Raw genomic sequence first — 23,933 nt, 5'->3', positions numbered from 1 at the left:
CGTGTTATTGCGGCAAACTAAACATGATTTCAACCAATTGTCCTTCCCGTTCAACCATAATAGAAACTTCAGTTAATTCAGGTAATTGGCTCATCATTTCTAACGCCTGACTCATTACGGTCAGGTCGTATCCATTAATCGATTTTGCAAGGTCATTGGGCTTAAAACCCGCTTGCTTAAATAGGTTCGCATCTTTGCCTGGATTGAGGCGATACCCGGCAACGGTTTCTCCCTGCCTAACGGGTGAAATCGCAATGTAGTCGGTGATTTTGCTGGGATCGGCTAAGAGTTCACTGCGGGATTCGGCCAGCTCTTGGGAGATTTCAGCATTCTTGCGTTGATCTACTCGGCTAACGACTTCAGGTTTTCCGCTCTTGGCCTTTTGTAATTGCTGATTCGCAGGACTTTGGCTGGTGTAAACCAAACCATCAAGCATCAGGGTCTCATAGCGACCCGCGTTGGTAATGATAATGCGGTCAGCATAGACTTCCTTTAACGAGGCGGAAGTCCCCTTAATTTTATCGCCCAAGCTGTAGGTTTCTTGGCTGCCACTGGATTCGATAATCGCCAAACCTTTTTGATCGGCGGTGGATGCCACAACACCCGTCAGTTGGATAGATAAGGAGGTTTTAGGTGCATCGGTGACGGTTTCAACCACTTCGGCTTTAGGTTTGTCCGCCTTAGCGTCGGCTCGACCAAAAAGCGCAAGTTGCTGTAATCCATCGAGATCGATTTGCCCAGCCCCTTTACCCGTCGTAGTCACCGCTGAAGGAGACCAAGCCGTAGGAGAAGATGAGGTAGGTACGAGCTTCCATGTAATTTGCGCAGCTAAGAGTATACTTAGGATAAAACCACACCAGAAAACGACTTGGCTCAATGGCTTATGCGGAATACCTGCAGCTTTTGCGATAACTTTATCTAATAAATCCATATTTATGTGGACCCTCAATACAGGTCTCTGTTCTGATTATAAAAATTATAATGTTCGCCACATGCTAACCTAGGCCGCATTTGGCAACAACCCCATAACAGTATTGCAATTGGCGAAAATCGGCCATTTATGCTAACTTTGCCCGCCTAAAAAGGGTGTGAAGCGCACCACCCTTTAACATAATGGCAATGCGACTTAGGCATTTTATTACTCAGCATGTGAACTCATCGATCTTTTATCTTGGAGACACTATGACACAAAGTTCAGACGACAGTGGCAGCGTTCGACTCGATAAATGGTTATGGGCCGCACGTTTTTATAAAACCCGAGCCATAGCCAAAGAAATGATCAACGGCGGCAAAGTACATTACAACGGTGCGCGCACCAAATCTAGTAAGAATGCTGAGATAGGTGCCGTCCTTAAAATACGACAAGGTTATGACGATAAAGAGATCGTCATAAAAAAATTATCTGAAGTGCGCCAAAGTGCATCAATCGCGCAGGAATTGTACGAAGAAACGGCCGCCAGCGCCGCTAAACGCGCGCTAAACGCCGAAGCCAGACGATTAAACATACTGAATAATCCTGCGCCAGACCGCAAACCGGATAAAAAACAGCGACGAGAGCTTATCCGTTTTAAAGAATTCTAAAAGTTACCTAACAGTGAGACACAAGATGACCCAAGATATTTTACACCGCTACCTGTTCGATAATGCCGATGTGCGTGGTGAGCTTGTACAATTGCAAAACTGCTATCAACAGGTAATTGGTTCACATGCCTATCCTCCCGTGCTGCAAATCCTGCTGGGCGAATTACTGGCGGCAACCTCTTTATTAACCGCTACCCTAAAATTTAGCGGTGATATTAGCGTGCAGTTGCAAGGTAATGGTCCTGTATCGCTGGCGGTAATCAATGGCAACAATCTGCAGCAGCTTCGTGGCATAGCACGCTGGGATGGCGAGTTGGCCGACAATGCCAGCCTTGCCGATCTCTTTGGTCAAGGTTATATGGTTATCACCCTAACGCCCGATGAAGGCGAGCGTTACCAAGGTGTGGTCGCCCTCGACAAGCCAACCTTAGCTGCCTGTGTTGAAGACTACTTTAACCAATCAGAGCAATTACCTACTGCACTGTGGTTATTTGCCGACGGTAAACAAGCGGCAGGCATGTTCTTGCAAATTTTACCTAGCCAAGAAGATCACAATGCCGACTTTGAGCATTTATCTCAGTTAACCGCCACCATTAAAGCACAAGAGTTATTTACGCTAGAAGCACAGGACGTATTACACCGCCTCTATCACCAAGAAGAAGTACGTCTGTTTGATCCCATCGAAGTCAGCTTTAAATGCACTTGCTCACGCGAGCGCAGTGCAGCCGCCATTAAAACGATTGATCAAGCCGAAGTGGAAGCCATTCTTGCGGAAGACGGTAAAGTCGAAATGGGTTGTGAATACTGCAATGCCAAGTACGTATTCGATGGTATTGATATCGCATCAATTTATGCCAATGGCACAGCTTCAAATACTCAGCAGTAAGTAATCGTTTACTGTTAGAAGGGCACCTCTGGTGCCCTTTTTTGTACCGCCTCAATGATCCAGCTCACACTTTAGCCGTGGATAGGATACAATCGGCACACTTTGTCCCCTAGCACGCCTCGGGCGATAAATAAAAGCAAAATCGGCAGACGATCGATAAAAAAATAACCTTACAAATACAAGTCAATGGAGACCTCACTATGGCGGATGGATTAAACCGCGTTCATTACAACCCCTCAACAGCACAACTGGTCGAATTTGCCCTGCTACGCGGCGAAGGTGAATTAACCGCCAATGGTGCACTGGTTGCCAAAACCGGTACCCGTACAGGTCGCTCTCCTGGCGATCGTTTTATTGTTAAAGAACCCGGTTCAGCGGCTGATATCGAATGGGGACCCGTCAACCAAGCATTTGAACCCGGTGCTTTTGAAGGATTATGGGCGCGCGTAGAAGCATTCCTCGCCGATAAAGAGTTGTTTGTATCTGACCTCGAAGTCGGTGCAGATCCAGAACATTACCAGCCAGTGCGCGTGACGACTCAATACGCTTGGCACCAACTGTTCGCCCGCAACCTTTTTATCATCCCAGAAGAATTTAACCGTCAAGACAAGCCTGTATGGCAAATCATCAACGCGCCAGACTTCGTCTGTGTTCCTGAGCGTGATGGTACCAATTCAGATGCGGCGGTGATCTTAAACTTTGCCGAGCGCAAAGTGTTGCTAGCGGGCCTGAAATACGCTGGCGAAATGAAGAAGTCGATGTTCTCTGTACAAAACTTCCTGCTGCCAGCCCAAGGCGTATTGCCAATGCACTGCTCGGCTAACGTAGGTAAAGACGGCGACACTACCCTATTCTTCGGTCTGTCAGGCACGGGTAAAACCACCCTGTCTGCTGATCCAAAACGCTTCCTGATCGGTGACGATGAGCACGGCTGGGCACCGGGCGGCGTATTCAACATCGAAGGCGGTTGCTACGCCAAGTGTATCGACCTGAGCCAAAAGAACGAGCCTGTGATTTGGGATGCGATTCGCTTCGGTACTGTGCTGGAAAACGTGGTAATGGACGAGCACCGCGTGCCTAACTACAAAGACAGCAGCCTGACGGAAAACACCCGTGCGGCTTACCCACTCGAGCATATCGCTCAGCGTAAAGAAGACAACCGTGGCGCCGAGCCACACGCTGTGGTGTTCTTAACCTGCGACGTGTCTGGCGTATTACCACCGGTTTCTATCCTGAGCAAAGAGCAAGCGGCTTACCACTTCCTCTCTGGCTACACAGCTAAAGTCGGTTCGACTGAAATCGGTTCAACTTCTGCGATTCAGTCCACCTTCTCTACCTGCTTCGGCGCGCCTTTCTTCCCACGTCCTGCGGGCGTGTATGCAGAGCTGCTGATGAAGCGTATCGAGTCATTCGGTAGCCAAGTGTACTTAGTGAACACTGGCTGGACTGGCGGCCCACACGGTATTGGTAAACGTTTCGACATTCCAACGACGCGCGCCATTGTCGATGCGATTGTCAGCGGTGAGTTGAAAGATGTTGAAACCGTACACTTAGAGACGCTGAATCTGGCCGTGCCAGTGGCGGTACCGGGTGTAGACACTAACCTACTCAACCCAGTGAACACTTGGAGCGATAAGGCACTGTATGCCGAATACGCCCAAAAACTGGCCGCAGCTTTCACTAAAAACTTCGCTAAGTACCAAGTGTCAGATGCTATCCGTAACGCCGGCCCAAAGGCATAAGCGCATAGCGGATTCATTCAGATAATGTAACCAAACACATTGTTGAGTAAAAAAGCGCGGATTCAGTGATGAACACGCGCTTTTTATTTGTCTGTAGATTTTGTAACTAACCCGCACTAACGTCGCTGCGGTAGATTTTTATGTGTTTTATTTCTTATCGATTAGTTAAACCAAGCTTAAATTAATGCTGCGTTTTTATAATCACCCATAACAATCATCATTTTTAGGAAGCGACACTCATTATGGAAAATCATAAACCTGTCACTGGATTCCAGCGATTTCTCAATGGCGTCGAAACCGTAGGCAATAAACTCCCCGATCCGGCGGTATTATTTGCACTATTTCTAGGCTTGGTCTGGCTGATCTCTTGGGGGTTATCGGGCGTCAGTTTTGATGAAATCGATCCCCGAACGGGTAACCCAATTCAAGTCGTCAATATGCTCGAAGGCGGCGCATTAACCGCCTTTACTTCAACACTTGTCTCAACCTTTGTGACTTTCCCGCCGCTCGGTGTCGTGCTGGTTGCCATGCTCGGCCTTGGTGTTGCTGAGCATACTGGCTTTATTAATGCAGGGCTGCGGTCAATTTTATCGGTTACGCCCAAGATGCTTCTCACTCCAGTACTGATCGCCGTGGGTATTCTTAGCCATGTCGCGGTTGATGCGGGTTATGTACTGGTTATCCCACTCGGCGCTGTGATCTTCTATGCAGCGGGTCGTCATCCCCTAGCCGGTATTGCTGCGGCGTTCGCGGGGGTATCCGGTGGTTTTTCTGCAACAGTGGGTGTGCCATCGAGCCTTGACCCTATGTTAGCGGGCTTAACACAGGCAGCGGCAAGATTATCGGCCGACCCAGCTTCCGCAACATTAACGATTAACCCACTGAATAATATCTTCTTTACGTCAGCTTCTGCCGTGTTAATTATCTTAGTTGGCTGGTTCTTAACGGATAAAGTGATTGAGCCGCGCCTAAAAAACACTGCGGTGAATGGCGATCCTAGCACGCTACCTACGCTTGATGAGCTGCAACCCCATGAGCGCCGCGGACTCAGATTTGCCATGCTATCCATGTTGTTGTGTGCATTAGGATTGGTATTCACCGCCTATGGTGACAACTCTGCTTGGCGCGCTACTGACGGCGCATTAACCAGTGCCTCGGCTCCCTTAATGCGCTCCATTGTGGCGATTATTTTTGTGTTCTTCCTCGTGCCCGGCATAGTCTATGGCTATGTTGCAGGCACGGCGAATAACCACAGAGCCATTATCCAAGGCATGAGTAAGTCCATGAGTGGTATGGGTTATTACATCGTTATGGCCTTCTTCTGCGCTCAGTTTATTTATGCGTTTGGTCAATCCAATTTAGGCGCATTAATGGCGATTAAAGGCGCGTTAGCGTTGAAAGAATTGGCCCTTCCGATGGGTGTGACTTTGGTGGGGATTGTGTTTCTCACCGCGTTCGTCAATCTATTAGTCGGCTCGGCGTCGGCTAAATGGGCCTTGATTGGTGCCATTATGGTACCCATGTTAATGGAACTGGGCGTATCGCCCGATTTGACTCAAGCCGCTTACCGCGTGGGCGACTCATCGACCAATATCATTACCCCGCTGATGCCTTATTTTCCGCTGATAGTGGTGTTTTGCCAAAAATACGTTAAGGAGTCAGGTATTGGCACCTTAGTAGCGCTGATGCTGCCGTTTTCAATCAGTTTTATACTGCTTTGGAGCGGTTTCTTATTGGCATATTGGGCAATAGGCCTGCCATTGGGTATCGGTAGCTCATTCACTTTCCCAGCAATGCCTTAGGGCGTAAAAGAGGTATGCAGAGTGCTTGCGAAATTGAATTCATAAAAAAACAGGCATTCGATACCTCACCTGCGCCGCTTATCACCTCGCCTTAAACGCCAATGCCGACGTCAACCGTCGGCATTTTATCTGATTTCAAATAACAAAAAACATTTAAATCCAAATACTTAAATATCAATAAACGCATCTCGCTCATAGTAAAAGATAATAGCTTCAAGCAGTTCCTGATCGCTGGGCTGAGCTTTTTGCTGCTTAAGATTATCAATCACGTCCTCGATTTGATCTGTGTTTAGCAGATAACCATAGTCACTACGGCCTAAACCATCCTCAAAGGCATCGATTTCGTCATCCGAGAGATCCCTATCAGCCACTATCGGGAAAAGTAATGTGGTCAGTTGTAGGGATTCGCCTTCTGCAAGATCTTGATAAACTAGCCAATAACTTAGTCCTGGTTGCTCGATACACTTGCCAATCCAGCACAGTAACGATTCGGGCTGGCCAAAGAATGAAGTGATATTCATAAATTCCTCTGCGTGGGGTTTGTCATACACAAATGCAATACGATTCCTTTGCTTTGACAGAATTGGGTCTACGTTAGCAATCAATCTCTGGACATTCGTTCTGCTTGCAAAGGGTAAACTGCAGATAGAAAGCACTGTAGCTTTTTAACCAGCCCCTAAGAGTACGAAATAATGTGTCTGCCCAACAAAGCCAAAATCACAATTCATCAATTTGATGGACAAAACCCAAACCATAATTAAACAAAAATCATTTTATGATGTGCATTTTTAAATATTCCTCACTTAGCCTTATCGTTATTTAGATTTTGGTTATTTTAAAACCAAGGTTGATGATGTTTCACAAACCCAGTGATGCCAACTGTGGTACCTTAAGCGCCCAAAAAATGTGTCGGGGCTGAGCTTTTAATGCTAAAACCAAGAGCAGCCTTTCGAGTCTTAAGACACCAAATGCCGCGCTAACCGGGGAGTTTCGCAAGAATGAAGAACAAGAGTTTATTAGGCAACATTGGTGTGCAAGTCGTGATTGCCATGATTATTGGCGCACTCGTGGGTTTTATGATGGGTGAAAGCGCGAGTATCTTCGCACCGCTGGGTACCATCTTTATCCATTTAATCAAAATGCTAGTGATCCCACTGGTACTGGTGTCTATCATCAGCGGCGCCGCCAGCTTAGGTGATAGCCCCTCGGCGGGTAAGATAGGCGTGGGCACTTTTGGCTTCTTTATTGTGACCTCAGGGATTGCCGTGGCCTTGGCATTAGTGATGGGCAAGGTGTTTACCCCCGGCGCAGGGGTCGACTTTACCGCCCATAGCAGTAGCGGCCTGATGGAAGTGACCGCCGAGCATGGCGCTCTGCCAGGGGTCATGGACACCTTTATTGGCATGATCCCAACCAATGTGTTCGAATCACTGAACGGTGGAAATATCCTGCAAATACTGGTGTTTAGTATATTTTTCGGGATCGCGCTGACCAAGGTCAAAGGCGATGGCGCTAAGCCCATCATGGCGGCGTTAAATACCGTCGTTGACGCCTTTGTGTGGATGATCAACTGCGTGATGATGATTGCTCCTATCGGTGTGTTTGGTTTGATGGCCGATTCCGTCGGCACCTTCGGTTTTGATGCCTTAGAAGTGGTGTTTAAGCTGTTTGCCGTGTTTGTGGCCGCGATTCTGATCTACGGTTTTGTGTTCTTCCCCTTAGTGGTACAGCTGTTTTCTAAGGTATCGGCACGCCAATTTATTTCGGCAATGAAAAAACCTCAGGTGATGGCACTGTCAACGGCTTCATCCATGGCCACGCTGCCGGTGAATATGGAAACCTGCGAAGAAGATCTTAAGGTTTCTAAGGCAACCACCGCCTTTGTGCTGCCTTTAGGTGCCACCATCAATATGAGCGGCAACGCGATTTACTATGGTTTAGTCGCCATGTTCTTCGCGCAAATGTACAACATTGACCTCTCAATGACCGCCTATGCCGCGATTATCTTTACCTCCACCTTAGGCGCCATTGGCCAAGCGGGTGTGCCCGGTCCATCATTTTTAGTGGTCGCTGTGCTACTGGCCGCCGGTATTCCGATTGACGGTTTACCGCTGTTATTCGCCCTCGACCGGGTGTTTGACATGATCCGCACCGCGCTCAACATCACAGGTGATGCCGCCTGCGCCGTGATTATGGATAAATATACCGCAGAGCCAAACTCGAACTAATAGAGTCAATACGCGAGTGTATCTGGGCTTGAATAGGCTTGCTTATTCAGGCCTTTTTTTATGGCTTAATCTTCGAGATACCGCACTTTATCCCACTGATTTTGTATCACTTAATGCAAATTAATGTGATCTTGGCGACGCCTTGGGCTAAGCTCAAACGGCGCGGCCTCGCAATTCGAATTTCTTTATCCGCCGAGCCACACGAGCACAATGCCTTTCTGCGATAATGGCTTGGCTACCATCAGTCCAAAGGAGTGTTGCATTATGTCCGTTTTTGCCCCTGCAAGCCCTTTTGCCGACTTTATCTATCGTCATTTCCGTGCCATTCATGCCCTTAAACTCGGCCTCGCCCTGCTGATTGCCGTCACCATTAACGCCATTTGGTCACCGCCGCATTTTATTTGGAGCATGGTGACGATTGTAATCATTATGATGAGTCTGCCACAGGTGGGCGGTGCCATTGAAAAGTCGCTGCAACGGGCGGTAGGTACCTGTTTAGGTTCGGCTTACGGCGTGATGTTAGTGGCCACTATCGACAGCTATTGGTTAATTATGGGCTTGTTGATTTTAGGGGTAACGCTGATCTGTTTTATCTCGGCGGGACGTTATAGCTACGCCTATCTGGTGGCAGGATTCACCATTATTATCGTTGTTGGCGATGCCAGCCATGATACCTCTGAGGCGCTGTGGCGCACGGCCAATATTTTGCTTGGCTGTGTGATCGCCATTTTGGTGTCGCTATTTATCTTCCCGATTAAAGCTAAACACGATTGGCGTAGTCAGCTCGCCAATGCCATCAATAGTATGGCCAAAGTGCTCACCCAGCATTTACAGGCGCCCGCCAACCATGATTTAGATTTTCGTGCCGATCTCGAAGCGGCCATGAAAGCCGTATTAACCCAGAAGAAGCTGTTTTTCTCCCTCGAGTGGGAAAGCCAAACCCTAAAAAAGCACAAAGTGCTGCTGGCGGAATTAGTCAATAAACAGGTGCGGCTGATCACCCTGCTCGAACTCCTGCCCTTAAGTCGCTGGCAGGAGGCCGACAAAGAGGCTTATCACCAAATTAATAACGTCGCCGCCGAGCTCACCGCATATCTGCAACGCCTTGGCGAATTTGTTGCAGGTAAAACCGCCACATTGCCCACACTGCCAAATGCATTAGAGCAAGAGTTACAACACAGATTACAACTCACCTTGGCAACACCCACGCCAGAGTACGCCTCAATCTCTGTGGTAAACGAGGTAGCGCAAGGATTTGCCCTCACGGGGTACGGCTGGCTTATCTATCAACTCGCCATCGCCGTCGAAGCGCTTTATGCCGATATCGAGATTATCGAAGCCGCCTATAACGGACAAACCGTGTTACACAAAACAGCCAAGCGTGCATAGGCCGTGACGACGGGGAATTGCGGCCAACCACCATAGCCGCGAACCAAGATAAACCCTTGGCAGCCCTTGCGCTGGCTGGGGGTTTAATGAAAAGATACCGCCCTAATAAAAATTCGATATATGGACTCTTTTCATGCGTTTGTTTTCCCTTTCCGTTGTCGCAATCGCCTGCTTATCTGCGGGTTCATTTTTGGCTCCCCAGTTAGCCTTAGCCGCAAATGCTGCTGCGACTAACGCCGAAATAGCGAACACTGAAGCCGCTAAGATTGAGGCAACTAAAACTCAAGTTGCTAACGCTGAAGTCGCCAACACCGAAGCTGTACAAGCCGCAGTAGTTGAAGCCAACGCCAATAGCAACGCAACATCAGCCATAGTTGAATCATCTTCTGAAGCCACCACTGACGCCGCAGCGAATGTCGCCGCAACACCGACGCGCGCCAATACCTTTGTTAATGATGCTATTCTCCCGCCAAGCATCACTTGGCACGGTGCTAGCGAAGCCTTGTTACTCAGTGCAGACCACGAATGGGCAACCCCCTTCGAGCAAAGCAATGGGCTTGAAAGCCCAAGCTATGACGATACCATCGCATGGCTCGATAGACTGGCAGCCGAAACTACTAAATTGCAAAAAGTCAGCCTCGGCAAGAGCCCTCAAGGTCGCGATATTTGGATGTATGTCGCCAGCAGTGAAGGCATTAACGAATCGGCACGGCTAAAGCAAAACACTAAGCCGACAATTCTGGTGCAAGCCGGTATCCATGCGGGTGAAATCGACGGTAAAGATGCAGGCATGATGCTGCTGCGGGATATGGTTAAAGGCGACAAAAGCGAGCTGCTCGAAAAAGCCAACCTGTTGTTTGTGCCAATATTTAGCGTCGATGCCCATGAGCGCAGCGGCGAATTTAATCGTGTCAACCAACGTGGTCCAGTGAATATGGGCTGGCGAACCAATGCCAATAACCTCAACCTTAACCGCGACTACGCCAAGGCCGACACCTTAGAAATGCAGCATATGCTGCAGGCTATTAATGTGTGGCAACCAGACTTATATCTTGATGTGCATGTCACCGACGGCATCGATTACCAGTATGACATTACCTTTGGTTACAACCTCGCCCAAGGCTTGAGTCCCGCGAGCTTTCGCTGGCTCGAAAATAGCTACCGCCCAGCGGTCGAAGCCGCGCTAAGCGCCCAAGGCCATATTCCAGGTCCGCTGATTTTCGCTGCGGATAACGCAGATATCACCAAGGGCATGTCACTGTGGAACCCTAGCCCACGCTTCTCCAATGGTTATGGTGATGCCCGCCATCTACCCACTATTTTGATTGAAAACCACAGCTTAAAACCCTTTAAACAACGGGTGCTTGGCACCTATGTGCTGCTAGAGCAAACCCTGAAAACCGTTGGCGACCAAGCCACAAAATTAAAGAGTGCGATTCAAGAGGATAAATACCGCGCCTCACCACTGATCACGCTCACTTGGAAATCGGCGCCGCTGGCTAAGGGTTGGGATTTTAAAGGCATAGATTACAAGCTTGAGAAAAGTCCGATTAGCGGCACCGACGTTGTACGTTGGACGGGCGAGCCTAAGCTGTACCCCAATTTACCTGTGATGGCCGAAACTGTGCCCGATATTAAAGTCACTCGCCCGAGCGCCTATTATATCCCCGCAGAGTGGACGCAAGTGATTGACCGCTTAACGCTGCACGGCATTCGTCTAACGCGCTTAAGCAAACCGACCGAGCTTAAATTGCAGCAATACAGCCTGAGCAATCCGGTGTTTAATACCAAGGCATTCGAGGGACGACTCACGGTTAAGGCCGACTCGACACTGGCGAAACTGACCACCACCTTGCCCGCGGGCACAGTCAAAATCAGTACAGATCAACCCTTAGGCGATCTAGCAATTTTACTGCTTGAGCCACAATCACCGGATTCACTGCTGCAATGGGGCTTCTTTAACCCTATTTTTACCCGTACAGAATATATTGAGGACTATGCAGTAGAGCCGCTGGCCGCCAAGATGCTTAAGGAAGATCCAAAGCTGCAGGCGGAATTTAATAAAGCGCTGGAAAACCCAGAGTTTGCCGCTGATCCAGAGGCACGCTTACGCTGGTTCTATGAGCGCAGCCCTTACTACGATAATCAATATCTTACGTATCCGGTCTACCGTAGCCGTTAATCTTAGCCATTAAAAACGGCAAGACTTAAGCAGGCTTACGCGCGCTGATGCTATACACTAAGGGCACATGCTGCCCTTGGTGTGTTAGCACATAACGGCCATCGGCTTGCGCCTCTAGCCCTTCGAAACAGTTATAGGGGCTAAAATCAAATTCATGGAAACACTCCAACACTAAGCCCGCCTGCAATAACGCATTGATCACTTCAGACAAACTATGCGACCAGCACATTAAGGTTTGCAGATCATCACCGGCATTCTCGGTATAGGTCCCTTCCTGCTCAATATCTGGCTCACCGCGATTAAAATAGCTATACCCATCAAATAGCTGCTGCGCCGGATGAAACTCGGCCATGTAAAACTGTCCGCCGGGCTTTAAACAAGCCGCAATGGTCTGCGCCCAGAGCGTTAAATCCGGCAGCCAAACAATCGCGCCATAGGAGGTAAAGACAATATCCTGCGGCTCAACCTTGCCTGCCACGCTGTAGACATCGCTACAAATAAACTCGGCGGACAACTGCGCCTGCTGCGCCAACTTGCGCGCCTCAGCAATCGCCACTTCAGATAAATCGACCCCAATGACTTTTGCGCCCATTCGCGCCCACGACAGAGTATCTAAACCAAAATGACATTGCAGATGCAGTAGACTTTTGCCCGCCACCGCAAGCTCGTTAAGCTCGATTTCCGTTAAGGATGTTTTGCCACTCAAAAAGCCTTCAACATCATAAAAATCAGAGGTTAAATGCACCCGTGTGCGGGCATCCCAGGCGATTTTATTGGTCATTAAGTAATCCATATGAATCCTTTCTAGCAGGGCTTTGAATAAAGTGGGATTTATGGGGCTCACACTAACCTAATAAATGAGCAATTTCACTAATCAGTGGGCAAATCACTCATTTTGCGGACATGTCCGCTCAAACATTAACGGACACTCCTGCAATACCATATTGATTATTAATGAATTTTAAAACTGGCATAGGATGTGCTATTACGATTTACATAAACGAAATCGCTATCAGTGCGCCGCTCAGTCAGTTGTCGAGTATCGATAACAAGGAAGAATACAATGTCACTACGCCCTTTTATCTTCACCCTCGGATTTATCGCCGTCTTTACGGTTGGCGTGTCACTCACTGGCTGCATAATCAATGTAAATGCCGCCGGAATGCTGGAGTTAGATCACCAGCAGCGAGAGCTGACACTGGATGCAGAAGATGTGCAAACTCTGGTCGCCGAAACGGGCGCAGGCAGTCTCGAGATTATCGGTGTCGAAGGCCTAACCCAAATTAAGCTGGTTGCTGATATCTATAGCCATGACGATAGCAAAATGCTGCTAACCCTTGAGAAACATGCTAATCAAGCCAAGCTCAAGGCGGATTTTGAGTCTAACACTCGCATTAGCAATTACTCGCCTTATATCGATTTGAAGCTACAGGTGCCTGCCGGATTAGCGCTGGAGATTGTCGATGGCTCGGGTGCTGTGTTTATCAATAAGACGACTGCAGATATCAAGCTTCAGGATGGTTCTGGCGAACTGGCTATCCATGGCGGCAACCATGTCAGTATCGATGATGGTTCGGGCGCAATTGAAGTCAGCCAAGTAAACGGCAACCTCGCGATTATTGATGGCTCTGGTGACATTCAAATCAATGATATTAAAGGCAGCATCACCATTGATGATGGTTCAGGCGAAATTGAAGTCGCTAATGTGCAAAGCACAGTCACCATTAACGATGGCTCAGGCAATATCAATGTGGTGAACACTAAGGGCTTAACCATTCTCTCAGCAGGTTCAGGGGATGTGAGCTTCGATAAAATCGATGGCCCAGTAAGCAAACTCTAAGCCCGTTAAATCAATAGCGTTACCACTCAACCCTCTTCCCGGCGTAGAGGCTGATGTTGCAACGGTTCCCAACCAAAATGTCAGTCTTCTACCCACCCTTTTAGCGTTACCGTTCCATGGACATTCTTATGCACTTTATGCCACTAACCCCTTGTAGTGGCATCTTTTTTTGTGTCTGAGACTTTCTCAGGCTCAATTCAGGTAAACCTTTGGTAACGTTTTACCTATTTAATTTTCTAAGCAAAATGTCGCGATAAGTGTCTCGGTAAACCAGTAGTTTCGGTAAAGGTTAGAGGGGCTAATTGGCGGCATCATGGCTTCTGGCTATCGTATTTCCTAATTGCCTGCCGCAGGCTTTCGCACACTCTTATATGAGCTACACCATTGACTCGCCGTACTCATTTTTAAAAAATCGCGTCCCAGTAGGCTCTACTAAAAAATCCCTGTTTTAGAAGGTCACTGGCGCAACAATGCTTGATTAGGTGCAACCATTGATAGACGAGTAATACCTATCATGACGCTTTCTCGATGCTGGCTGTTAACCCCACAAGAATTTTCCAAGTCTACCATTCCCGTAAGAAAATTTAACAATGGTGTCTCGATAAACCCTCCTACCTTTTCTTTTCAGCTACTAAAGTATTCATCTAATGCCAACTTCAATTTATTAGCATCTACGAGATCACCAAAGTAAACCTTTACTACTTCTTGACCGTTTAAAGTTTCATCTCTCATAGATATCGATATGTTATGAAATCCGCGCATATAATCATCCAAGTCACTTGCATCAAATAAATGATTAACATACATAACTGCTTCATCATCTTCAAAAAATAATTCATTAATTTTCATAAACTTACCATATTCCCAAAGAGTTTGTTAATTTCATTTCTGCTGGTATTGGATCGCGTTTGTCGTACCCATTACCTTAAGATTTATCTTGCTTTTTAGAGCAGTACGTCCGCATAAATGGTTAGGATTTAGCCATTGATTTAAATCCAGCAACCAAGGCTTGCTCCACAAAGCAGGGGTTCATCATGCAACTATTCTGTTTAATTGACACACTTATTTTGGTTGGCTCAGCTCTTATTCTCTGTGCAGGCTGTTAATTCCACAAGAGTTTTGCCAGCTATAGCCATTCCCGTAAAAAAATTTAACAATGGGTGTCTCATTTAAACTGATATTTCCGCTCAACAGCACAGCAGACTAGAAGCTTTTATCCAACTTAGAAAGCAAATATTCACGGCGTTTTGTGAGTAGATCTGGATGTTTTGCAAAGATATTAGGAGCATATGGAAGGGCTGCTATTGTGGCCGCCTCTTCCACATTTAATTCCGATAAAGGCTTATTGAAAAGTGCATATGATGCGTAGGAAAAGCCCTTTGAATCTTTGCCAGTATGCACTTGCGCCAAATAAAGAGTTAATTGCTCTTGCTCTGTAAGGTGAATCCTGACCAACTGCAGCCACAGAAATGACTTAAGATGCCAATAAGTCATTGATTCGGTTTCATGGCGGATATTTAAATTATCAATAATTAACCTTGCAGCAAGCCAATCAAGATTCTCGTCAGTGGATATCCGAGCTAGCTGAACAATCATGGCTGGAGGCTCTGATTCTTCTGGAGTAGCAACTTGGATAAGTCGAGTTATTTCTACACGGTGAGGCTGAAAGTAAAAAAGATCATAAATTGCAAAACTTATTAGCGGCAGCACCACAATAATTACAATCACCCAAGAAGAAATTTTAAGGTTCAGTCTCATTGTGGCTCCTCAAATAAATCTTTCTAAGAGGCTGTTCATAATTCTGTGTCAGACTTGTTTAACTTATTAAGAGCCCACGGCTCAACCAGCTGAAATAACTTTTCTGAAACTTCCGCTCCATTTTTGTGAGCGCAAAGATCCATTATTCCAGCGAACGCCATACAAGCTAATATCGTTGAAAACTCAATCAATTCATTTATTAACTCCTCATCGTAGCAGTGCTGAATAGTTTTACCATCAAAGTTTCTATGAAGCTGAATGGCACCGCCATGAGTAAGACTATTTAACCCTTCCCATGTATTTCCCTGTATTTTAGACAGGTATTCGGGGAAATTGTGGGCATGCTCAACGGCTTTAACTAGATCTTTAAAATAGATTGTCTTACCATCTTTAGAGATAACTTTGTCCTTATTTATAAACGAGTCTACTTGGTTGTCATCCGCACACTTCCATAGCCACATAGCACGAATATAGGTCTCAAATAAAACTCGCATTAAGGCAGAAGCAGAGGGGTATGCCGTTCTTTCCAGTAAAAACCTGATGCCTTGAGCGTGATCAACAGTTGTAACCAATAAAGTTGCTGCCGCTTTTATTCCACTTTTAGAAGTCGTGATCCGAACTTTAACTATTTCATCTTCTATAAAGCTCAGCATTTCTATGTAATGGGGAAGAAGTTTCATAATCACTAACCTTCTAAAAGTTAACTATCTGTATTTAGTTGAACAAAGTTTATCGAGGCACCCACTGTTAAACTCTGCGGTGAAACAACAGAATTGGGGCAGGTAGGGCAAAAAAATACTCAGTGGTTAACGGGATTAAGCACTGGCATGTAAGTGACCGTTGGCGGCATGGATGCCGCCGTCGAGCATACAAGGACGTACTTGCTGCGTGTCACTGAAATGACAGTGCTTAATCATTTTACGAGTAAACCATAGTATTAACTCTTTTATTGAGCGCTATGCTCAACAGCTGATTCAATCAACGCCAGCTTTTGACTGCGGCTTAACTTTTTAACCGCGATTTCACGCCTTAGCGCATCCCCGTGACTGCCGATGACTTCTTGATACATCAGGGTTAATGGCCCTTTGCCACGCAGGTACTTTGCTGCTTTTGGGCTGCTTGATTGATGTTCGTTAAAGCGGCGTGCGACATCCGTGGTGATGCCAGTGTACAAGTGGCCATTGGCGCAGCGGATGAGATACAGATACCAGATCGAGACTTGTTCTCTCTCTGACGTTACGCCTTGCTCCGAAGTCACAGCTTGCTCAGCACCTAGCGCTTCTGACTTACTAGAAAGCTGAGCTTTGTTAACAGCTTGAGTTTGGCTAGCCCCTTTTTTGGGGCTAGCCGAGGGAGTTGAATTAGCGGCTTCAATCACTAAATCGGTCACCCGTTGGCGCCTACTTAGTCATGCCGAGCAGACTTAAGAAGAAGGCATATTCCTGCGCTGTATCTTGGTACTGGCGATAACGGCCACTCTTGCCACCGTGGCCGGCATCCATATCGACGTGGAATAACAACACCTTATCGTCCAGTTTGTACCATTTATTTTGCACTTCGCGCAGTTTTGCTACCCATTTAGCAGGCTCGAAATACTGCACCTGTGAATCATGCAAACCTGTGGTCACCAATAGATGGGGATACTCATGGTCGGCAACATTGTCATAGGGCGAGTAGCTGAGCATATAGTCGAAATAGGTCTTGTCGTTTGGATTACCCCATTCATCGTACTCATTGGTAGTCAGCGGAATCGACTCATCGAGCATAGTCGTCACCACATCCACAAAGGGCACGTGCGCTGCAATGGCAAAGTACTTTTCAGGCGCCATATTGGCAATCGCGCCCATTAGCAGCCCACCAGCACTGCCGCCCGAGGCTACCACCTTATTTTTATCGCCATAACCTTGCTCGGTTAAGGCCGTGGTGACATCAATAAAGTCATAAAAGCTATTCTTTTTATTCAGCAACTTGCCCGCATCGTACCAAGGGCGGCCGAGCATTTCACCGCCGCGCACATGGGCAATGGCATACACAAAGCCGCGGTCGAGCAGACTGATCACCGATGAAGAAAAGTCAGGCTCAACAGTGTAACCATAGGAACCATAACCATATTGGTACAGAGGGTTGGTGCCGTCTTTCTTGAACTTATCCTTACGATACACCAAGGACACTGGAACCTTAGCGCTATCGCGGGCGGTGACAAATAAACGTTCGGCGCGGTATTGGCTGGCATCGAAGCCGCCGAGCACTTGTTCCTGCTTTAGCAGATCGCGTCTATCAGGATTACTTAAGTGGTACTCATAAATCGTCTCGGGCGTAGTCAAGCTGGAGTAGAAAACCCGTAACTTATTGCTATCTTGCTGGGCATTAACATCTAAACCCAGCACATAGGCGGGCTCATCAAAACTCAGCTCAAAGGGCTTTTGGCCATTGAATGGCATCACTTTAATCCGTGTCAGGCCATTTTCACGGGTTTGAATAATCAGGTAATCCTTTAGCACCAGCTCATCTTCAAGCCGCGCATTGGGATTGTGAGCAACCACTTCCTGCCATTTAGATTTATCGGCGGCATCCTTAATCGCCACTTTCATCAAACGGAAGTTAGTCGCCTGCCAGTTGGTGAGAATGTAATAACTGTCACCCAGCTTAGAGACACTGTATTCATGGCCTTCTTCCCGCGCCAGTACAGGTTTGAACAGGCTTAAAGGATCGTTTGCATCCAGCACTGACACTTCGCTGGTTGTGGTGCTCTCATGGAACAGCACAATTTGCGACTCATCTAAACTCTTGCCGAGAGAGATGTAATAAGCATCATCTTGTTCCTCATACACCAACACATCTCTCGATTGTGGTGTGCCGAGTTCGTGGCGATACACGCGATAGCCTAGCAGGGTTTGCAGATCTTTGGCGATATAAAACACATGGCGATTATCATTGCCCCAAACGATACGACCCTCTGTGTTTTCAAGCACATCGGTGATCATGGCGCCGGATTCAATATCTTTAAAGTAGATGTTATACACGCGGCGGCTTAACACATCTTCACCGAAGGCCAACATGGTTTCATCTGGGCTGACGCTAACCCCGCCCAAACCATAAAACTCATGGCCCTTGGCACGCTCATTCACATCGAGCATCATTTGCTCAACCCCGTCACTGCCTTTGCGGGCGATCAGCGGATATTCGCTGCCCTCTTGGTAGCGGCGGTAATAGCTATGCTGGTGCCATTGGTACGGCACACTCGACTCATCGGCCACTAAGCGCCCAGTAAGCTCGTTAAACAGCCCATCTTGTAATGACTTCAGCGGCTTAAAGTAAGCTTGGGTATAACGATTCTCAGCCTTAAGATGCGCCAATACTTTGGGATCTTGGCGTTTATCGTCGCGCATCCAATAGTAGTCATCGGTGCGCGTGACGCCATGCAAGGTCATCACATGGGGGATTTTTTCCGCAACGGGCGCAGAAACTTGCCCTTTTTGAGTGGAGCAACCGGGTAATAGCATAGCAAGACCTAAAGTAAGCAACAGAGTGCGCATGTATACGTCCTTGTGACGTTCAAACACCATCGTAAGATACGACGGCAAGCCAATAAGTTGATGTGCCGGATATGATATACCCAAGCTAGCTCAAGTTGCGAGTTTCCTAAAGATGAGGCTTGTTTCGACAATTGTGCGCTTGCGCAAACATTGCCCAATTTCAGGCGCGATGTTATTGCCATCACCACTATTTAGGCGCAACATAACCGCGTTTTTAGGCCTTAGCCTATCAACAATTCTCAGGGCGGGGTGAAATTCCCCACCGGCGGTAAATAGTGAGGTGAAAGAGATTTTCCCACGCTAAAGCCCGCGAGCGCCCGAACGCAATTTCGGGGTCAGCAGATCTGGTGCCCTAGCTTGTCTCGCCATGGTTAATGCCAAACGAGGCCACGCTATTATTCCAGAGCCGACGGTAATGGACTGTTTGCCGCGAGCAACAGTACTGAGTCCGGATGGAAGAGAATGTAAGACAACACTCGGATAATTGGCATTCACTTTGGCTAAGTATCCCAGCTGTTAGCCTCATATTTTGCAATCACGTTTTTAAGCCTGCGCTTAAAGAGGTCGATTGCTACAGTACAATCCCCTTTGGGGTAATGACTGTATTTCTGCACGCCCTGATTCTGGATATTCCCATGTCGTATTTTTGAAGGATATTAACCATGAATCAGTCTTTACTTGCTCCTTTTGGTACTGCAATCGAACGCGTTGAAGCGGGCCTTAATGCCCTGCGCCAAGGCTTAGGTGTGTTGGTCGTCGATGACGAAGATAGAGAAAACGAAGGCGACTTAATTTTTGCCGCCGAGTCGCTGACCAATGCGCAAATGGCCATGCTTATTCGCGAATGCAGCGGTATAGTGTGCTTGTGTTTACCGGACGAAAAAGTCAAAGCCCTTGAGCTGCCACCAATGGTCGAAAACAACTCAAGCCAATATGGCACCGCGTTTACCGTGAGTATCGAAGCCAAGGTGGGTGTAACCACTGGGGTTTCGGCCGCAGACCGTGTCACCACCATTAAAACCGCCATCGCTGACCATGCTAAGCCAAGCGATTTGGCTCGCCCAGGCCATGTGTATCCGCTGCGCGCCCAGCCCGGTGGCGTATTAACTCGCCGTGGTCATACCGAAGGCACTATCGACTTAATGCAACTGGCCGGACTCAAGCCCGCAGGCGTGTTATGTGAAGTCACCAACCCCGACGGCACTATGGCGCGTCTGCCCGAAATCATCGCCTTTGGCACAGCGCATAATATGCCCGTACTCACGATTGAAGATATCGTGGTTTACCGTAAATCCTTATTGGCCAACGTAGGCTAAATTTGGCCCCATAAACGGGATACGACTTAAAGGACGCGCGCCCAGGCCCGCGTCCTTTTTATTTAACGCCAACAAAACAATTTGCTTAAGAGCCAAACCACGCCAAATATCACAGACAAAAAAACAATGAATCTGCTAGGAGAAAAATTCATCAATAAAAATATAATCTTAGATGTATATAATAATTAGCTGAATTTCGTGAGCTAGATTAGATATCCATAAACTAGAGGTCGCGAGCGACAGGCTTCTATGTTAATAATTCGCCCCCAGTGCCTGACTTTTTCGCTTTCAACTCATCAAGGTAATCCCTTGATTTTTTATGTCTCCAATCAGGCCAATCTAGGAGTAAGTTTGCATGCCATCCACGCTACAGCATCTCAGCCTGAAGCAGAAACTGATTCTGTTTTCGCTGCTACCTTTGCTGATGATGAGTATTTTTGTACTGTCGCGAATGTATATGCTTGTGAAGGAATACCGGTCTGCCAATCAGAATCATTTAGCGATAAGGGCAACGGTACAAACGACAGACTTCCTGTTTCAACTCCATAATGAGTACGGACTCAGTACCCAATTACTCCCTGCCACTACGCCTCAAGATGAAACTCGCCTACTGCAACAGCAACAAATTACTTCGGCTGCACTAGAGGCACTGCTTAAGAGCCCTGCTTTAATTGAATTGAATGCCACCTTAAGTGACCAACAAGCAGCGACACAATTACAGGAAAAACTCACCAACTTGACGCTGCTAAGCCATAAGTTAGCATCAAGTCGCCAAGAGGCACTCGACCAGCGACCATCTTCATTTATCGATTTATATCAGCAGTTTAATTCTTCATTATTACAGTTGGTCCAACAGCTACAATTACTCACGAATGACATCACGCAATCAAGGGCCTACGCGGATTTACTCAATTTATTGATGGTGCAAGAGCTAGCGGTTAAAGAGCGCAGTGCGATTAATCGGATGTTATCGTCAGATAGCCTCAGCATTAATGACTATAAAGCCATCAGCACAATTATGTACGAGTATGGCCAAGCTATTTCCCATGCGAGTAATGCCTCAATATCCGACAGACACTCCCTTATCCGCCAAATACAAGCCTCACCTGAAAGCCTGCGAATACTGAAAATCAGCCAACAAATCGAGCAACAAATCCATATCAGTACCTTAGTGCAAAGTATCAATGCGCATTTAGGTTATGAGGGGTTAATCGATAGTTTTCAGGATTACTTATTAACGGGCAGCCCAGCATCGCTTGCAAAGTTCACTAAAGCCTTAACCACGATCCAGCAAAAACTCGATGAACTTAACCGCGAAACGGTAAACCTTCCCTCACTTGCGCCTGCCGTACAAAGCATCGAAGAGAGCATTAACCAGTATCAATTCTGCATGTCTAAGATAGTGCAGTTAAAAGATCAAAAACTGTCGCTCGCGGAAATCACCGCCCTTGCCCATATCAACAATAGCGAGCTCTCTGCCGCCATTGATAAATTATTGATGCCACCCCATCCAGTAAGCAGCAAACATTGGTGGACATTAACGACGGATAGAATCAATAAACTGAATGCGCTCAGTAATGAAATCACCCTCTCCATGGCGCGCCAGAGTGATATACAACAACAGCATGCGCTCATGTTATTAGGCCTTTATCTGCTGTCTGCCTTATTTACCACGGCGATCACCCTGTGGCTGGGCCGAAAAATCATTCGCAGCTTTATGATTAAAATCACCCAAATTGCCAATGATATGCAGCAAATGGCCGCAGATCCCCAGCTGAATATCCATATTGATGTGTCAGGCTCAGATGAACTGGCTCGCATGTCTAGGGCAATGAACCGCATGCTGAGCGAGCGCCAAAAAGCCAATCAGGCCCTTAGCCGCGCCGCAGCGGTATTTAACTATTCGGCCGAAGGCATTATGGTCACGGATGCCGATAATCATATCGAGTTAGTGAACCCCGCCTTTAGCCAGATCACAGGTTACAGCCTTGAAGACATCAAAGGTCGCAGCCCCTCGATGTTGAGCTCTAAACGCCATCCAAGCCATTTCTACACAGCCATGTGGGAAGCGCTGCAAAAAGACAGCAAATGGGAAGGCGAAATCTGGAATAAACGCAAAGATGGCCAAGTGTATCCCGAGTATTTGGCCATTACCGTGGTACGTAATGAACGGGGTGAAATCATCCAGCATATTGGTTTGTTTATGGATATTAGTAAACGTAAGCAATATGAGCAGGATCTTTGGTATCAGGCACATTTCGATACGCTGACAGGCTTACCTAATCGCAAATTGTTTAATGAGCGGCTCCAACATGAAATCCAGCTCGCCCAACATGACTCCCGCAAACTGGCGATTCTGCTGATTGATTTAGACCAATTTAAATATATTAATGACGTCCAAGGCCACGCCACAGGCGACTTACTACTGCAAGACGTGGCTAAGCGGCTAGAAAATATTGCCGGAAAGAATGATTTGATCGCACGCATCGGTGGGGATGAATTTGTACTTATCCTTCCCCGGGTAACGAATGAATTCGCGATTGAGCATATGGCAAGCCGTATCATCGAAACCTTGTCGACGCCCTTTAACTTGAATGAACGGGAAATCCAAATTTCCGCCAGCTTTGGGATTGGTGTTTATCCAGAAGACGGCTTGGATGTTAGCTCGCTAACCCGCAATACCGAAATGGCCATGTATCAGGCAAAAGATGCCGGACGCAATAACTTCAAATACTTCACCTCGGGAATGAACCAAGCCATGTTTGCCCGCATGGAGCTCGAACAGCGGCTACGCCGCGCCGTGGCGCAGGATGAATTTACGCTGCACTATCAACCCATTGTGGAAATGAAGACGGGTAAAGTCTGTAGTGTTGAAGCACTTATTCGTTGGCAAGACCCCGATTTAGGCTTAATCCCGCCGGATCAGTTTATTGGCATCGCTGAAGAAACAGGACTTATCGAACCCATGGGTGAATGGGTACTCAACCAAGCGATGCACGACCTAAGACAATGGCAACAACTTGGCTTACAGCTTAATGTGGCTATCAATGTCTCGAGCCGCCAATGTGTGAATGCGCGAGGTATGGGATTTGATCAAGTACTGCAGGAATGCTTTAACCGTCATCATATCAACCCAAGAAACGTCCATATTGAGATCACCGAAAGCATGTTGATGGGCGATGCCAGCCACTGCTTAAGCACCTTAGAAGCCATTCGCCGTATAGGCTCGCAGATTTATATCGACGACTTTGGCACAGGCTATTCCTCATTGAGTTATTTGAAGAAATTCCCTATCTCTGTGATAAAGATTGATCGTAGCTTTGTGGAAAATGCCCTAAGCAACAACTCAAATACCAATTTGGTGAAAGCTATTGTGATGATGGGGCAAAGCCTTGAAATGGAACTGGTGGCCGAAGGAATTGAAACCGAAGCCCAATGGAATCTACTGTGCGACTTAGGTTGCCACTACGCCCAAGGTTACTTGATCTCAAAACCTTTGCCATTCGCAGCCATTACCCCACTGCTAAGCCAAACACTACCGGCATTATTACTGCAGCAAGAACCGCGCGAAAAGTGTGTTAACTCTTAAGGGATGGCCAGCTTAACATTTAGGTTAATAGACATTAAAAAAGCAGCCTAGGCTGCTTTTTTAATCTCGCGTGGTTCAACGCCA

The 23,933-nt window shown here is 47.2% G+C and carries 18 protein-coding genes and 1 riboswitch; of the genes, 10 read left to right on the top strand and 8 right to left on the bottom strand.

Features of this window, described 5'->3' with window-relative positions:
* Positions 1-4: 4 nt before the first annotated feature.
* Positions 5-931 (bottom strand): type II secretion system protein GspC, encoded by a 927-nt coding sequence (gene gspC / locus H9J30_RS18010; protein ID WP_240132264.1) that lies wholly within the window; start codon positions 929-931, stop codon positions 5-7.
* A gap of 251 nt (positions 932-1,182) precedes the next feature.
* Here gspC and hslR point away from each other — a divergent pair, with 251 nt between their 5' ends.
* From hslR to H9J30_RS17990, 4 genes are all read left to right on the top strand, one after another.
* Positions 1,183-1,581 (top strand): ribosome-associated heat shock protein Hsp15, encoded by a 399-nt coding sequence (gene hslR, locus H9J30_RS18005; RefSeq protein WP_240132263.1) that lies wholly within the window; start codon positions 1,183-1,185, stop codon positions 1,579-1,581.
* 25 nt (positions 1,582-1,606) lie between these two features.
* On the top strand, positions 1,607-2,467 hold the full coding sequence (hslO, locus tag H9J30_RS18000; protein WP_240132262.1) for an Hsp33 family molecular chaperone HslO: 861 nt from the start codon (positions 1,607-1,609) through the stop codon (positions 2,465-2,467).
* Positions 2,468-2,667: 200 nt separating this feature from the next.
* On the top strand, positions 2,668-4,209 hold the full coding sequence (locus H9J30_RS17995; protein ID WP_240132261.1) for a phosphoenolpyruvate carboxykinase: 1,542 nt from the start codon (positions 2,668-2,670) through the stop codon (positions 4,207-4,209).
* A 242-nt stretch (positions 4,210-4,451) separates the two neighbouring features.
* Positions 4,452-6,011, top strand: coding sequence for an AbgT family transporter (locus H9J30_RS17990; protein WP_240132260.1), 1,560 nt, complete (start codon positions 4,452-4,454; stop codon positions 6,009-6,011).
* A 167-nt stretch (positions 6,012-6,178) separates the two neighbouring features.
* Here H9J30_RS17990 and H9J30_RS17985 read toward each other — a convergent pair whose 3' ends face one another.
* Positions 6,179-6,532 (bottom strand): DUF7716 domain-containing protein, encoded by a 354-nt coding sequence (locus H9J30_RS17985; protein ID WP_240132259.1) that lies wholly within the window; start codon positions 6,530-6,532, stop codon positions 6,179-6,181.
* A gap of 477 nt (positions 6,533-7,009) precedes the next feature.
* Here H9J30_RS17985 and H9J30_RS17980 point away from each other — a divergent pair, with 477 nt between their 5' ends.
* The 3 genes from H9J30_RS17980 (at position 7,010) to H9J30_RS17970 (ending at position 11,810) form a co-directional block, all read left to right on the top strand.
* Positions 7,010-8,239, top strand: a complete 1,230-nt coding sequence (locus tag H9J30_RS17980; RefSeq protein WP_240132258.1) for a dicarboxylate/amino acid:cation symporter — start codon at positions 7,010-7,012, stop codon at positions 8,237-8,239.
* 264 nt (positions 8,240-8,503) lie between these two features.
* A complete protein-coding gene (locus tag H9J30_RS17975; RefSeq protein ID WP_240132257.1) occupies positions 8,504-9,628 on the top strand; it encodes an FUSC family protein in 1,125 nt (374 codons plus the stop codon).
* Positions 9,629-9,761: 133 nt separating this feature from the next.
* On the top strand, positions 9,762-11,810 hold the full coding sequence (locus H9J30_RS17970; RefSeq protein WP_240132256.1) for a M14 family metallopeptidase: 2,049 nt from the start codon (positions 9,762-9,764) through the stop codon (positions 11,808-11,810).
* 25 nt (positions 11,811-11,835) lie between these two features.
* Here the strand turns inward: H9J30_RS17970 and H9J30_RS17965 are convergent, their stop codons facing one another.
* Positions 11,836-12,603 carry a class I SAM-dependent methyltransferase gene (locus tag H9J30_RS17965; protein ID WP_240132255.1) on the bottom strand — a complete coding sequence of 256 codons (768 nt, stop codon included), beginning with the start codon at positions 12,601-12,603 and terminating at the stop codon, positions 11,836-11,838.
* A gap of 270 nt (positions 12,604-12,873) precedes the next feature.
* Between H9J30_RS17965 and H9J30_RS17960 the strand changes: the two genes are divergently transcribed.
* A complete protein-coding gene (locus H9J30_RS17960) occupies positions 12,874-13,650 on the top strand; it encodes a DUF4097 family beta strand repeat-containing protein (protein ID WP_240132254.1) in 777 nt (258 codons plus the stop codon).
* A gap of 624 nt (positions 13,651-14,274) precedes the next feature.
* Here the strand turns inward: H9J30_RS17960 and H9J30_RS17955 are convergent.
* The 5 genes from H9J30_RS17955 to H9J30_RS17935 form a co-directional block, all read right to left on the bottom strand.
* Complete coding sequence (locus H9J30_RS17955) at positions 14,275-14,499, bottom strand: hypothetical protein (RefSeq protein ID WP_240132253.1); 225 nt, start codon at positions 14,497-14,499, stop codon at positions 14,275-14,277.
* Between the two features lie 354 nt (positions 14,500-14,853).
* Positions 14,854-15,408, bottom strand: coding sequence for a transglycosylase domain-containing protein (locus tag H9J30_RS17950; protein WP_240132252.1), 555 nt, complete (start codon positions 15,406-15,408; stop codon positions 14,854-14,856).
* A gap of 35 nt (positions 15,409-15,443) precedes the next feature.
* The gene (locus H9J30_RS17945; protein ID WP_240132251.1) at positions 15,444-16,088 is read right to left on the bottom strand and encodes a DUF6988 family protein; all 645 of its coding nucleotides are present in this window, start codon (positions 16,086-16,088) and stop codon (positions 15,444-15,446) included.
* Between the two features lie 266 nt (positions 16,089-16,354).
* On the bottom strand, positions 16,355-16,798 hold the full coding sequence (locus tag H9J30_RS17940; protein WP_240132250.1) for a GIY-YIG nuclease family protein: 444 nt from the start codon (positions 16,796-16,798) through the stop codon (positions 16,355-16,357).
* Positions 16,799-16,808: 10 nt separating this feature from the next.
* Positions 16,809-18,944: a S9 family peptidase gene (locus tag H9J30_RS17935; RefSeq protein ID WP_240132249.1), complete on the bottom strand. Its 2,136-nt coding sequence runs from the start codon at positions 18,942-18,944 to the stop codon at positions 16,809-16,811.
* Positions 18,945-19,175: 231 nt separating this feature from the next.
* Positions 19,176-19,412: riboswitch (FMN riboswitch) on the top strand.
* A gap of 194 nt (positions 19,413-19,606) precedes the next feature.
* Between H9J30_RS17935 and ribB the strand changes: the two genes are divergently transcribed.
* Both ribB and H9J30_RS17925 read left to right on the top strand, forming a co-directional pair.
* The gene (gene ribB / locus H9J30_RS17930) at positions 19,607-20,260 is read left to right on the top strand and encodes a 3,4-dihydroxy-2-butanone-4-phosphate synthase (RefSeq protein WP_240132248.1); all 654 of its coding nucleotides are present in this window, start codon (positions 19,607-19,609) and stop codon (positions 20,258-20,260) included.
* Positions 20,261-20,615: 355 nt separating this feature from the next.
* On the top strand, positions 20,616-23,849 hold the full coding sequence (locus H9J30_RS17925) for an EAL domain-containing protein (RefSeq protein WP_240132247.1): 3,234 nt from the start codon (positions 20,616-20,618) through the stop codon (positions 23,847-23,849).
* Positions 23,850-23,933: the final 84 nt, after the last annotated feature.

This window comes from Shewanella cutis (assembly GCF_022410515.1).
Lineage (GTDB): Bacteria > Pseudomonadota > Gammaproteobacteria > Enterobacterales > Shewanellaceae > Shewanella > Shewanella cutis.
The sequence above is the reverse complement of the archived record's forward strand: the minus strand, read 5'-3'. Positions and strand labels throughout refer to the sequence as shown.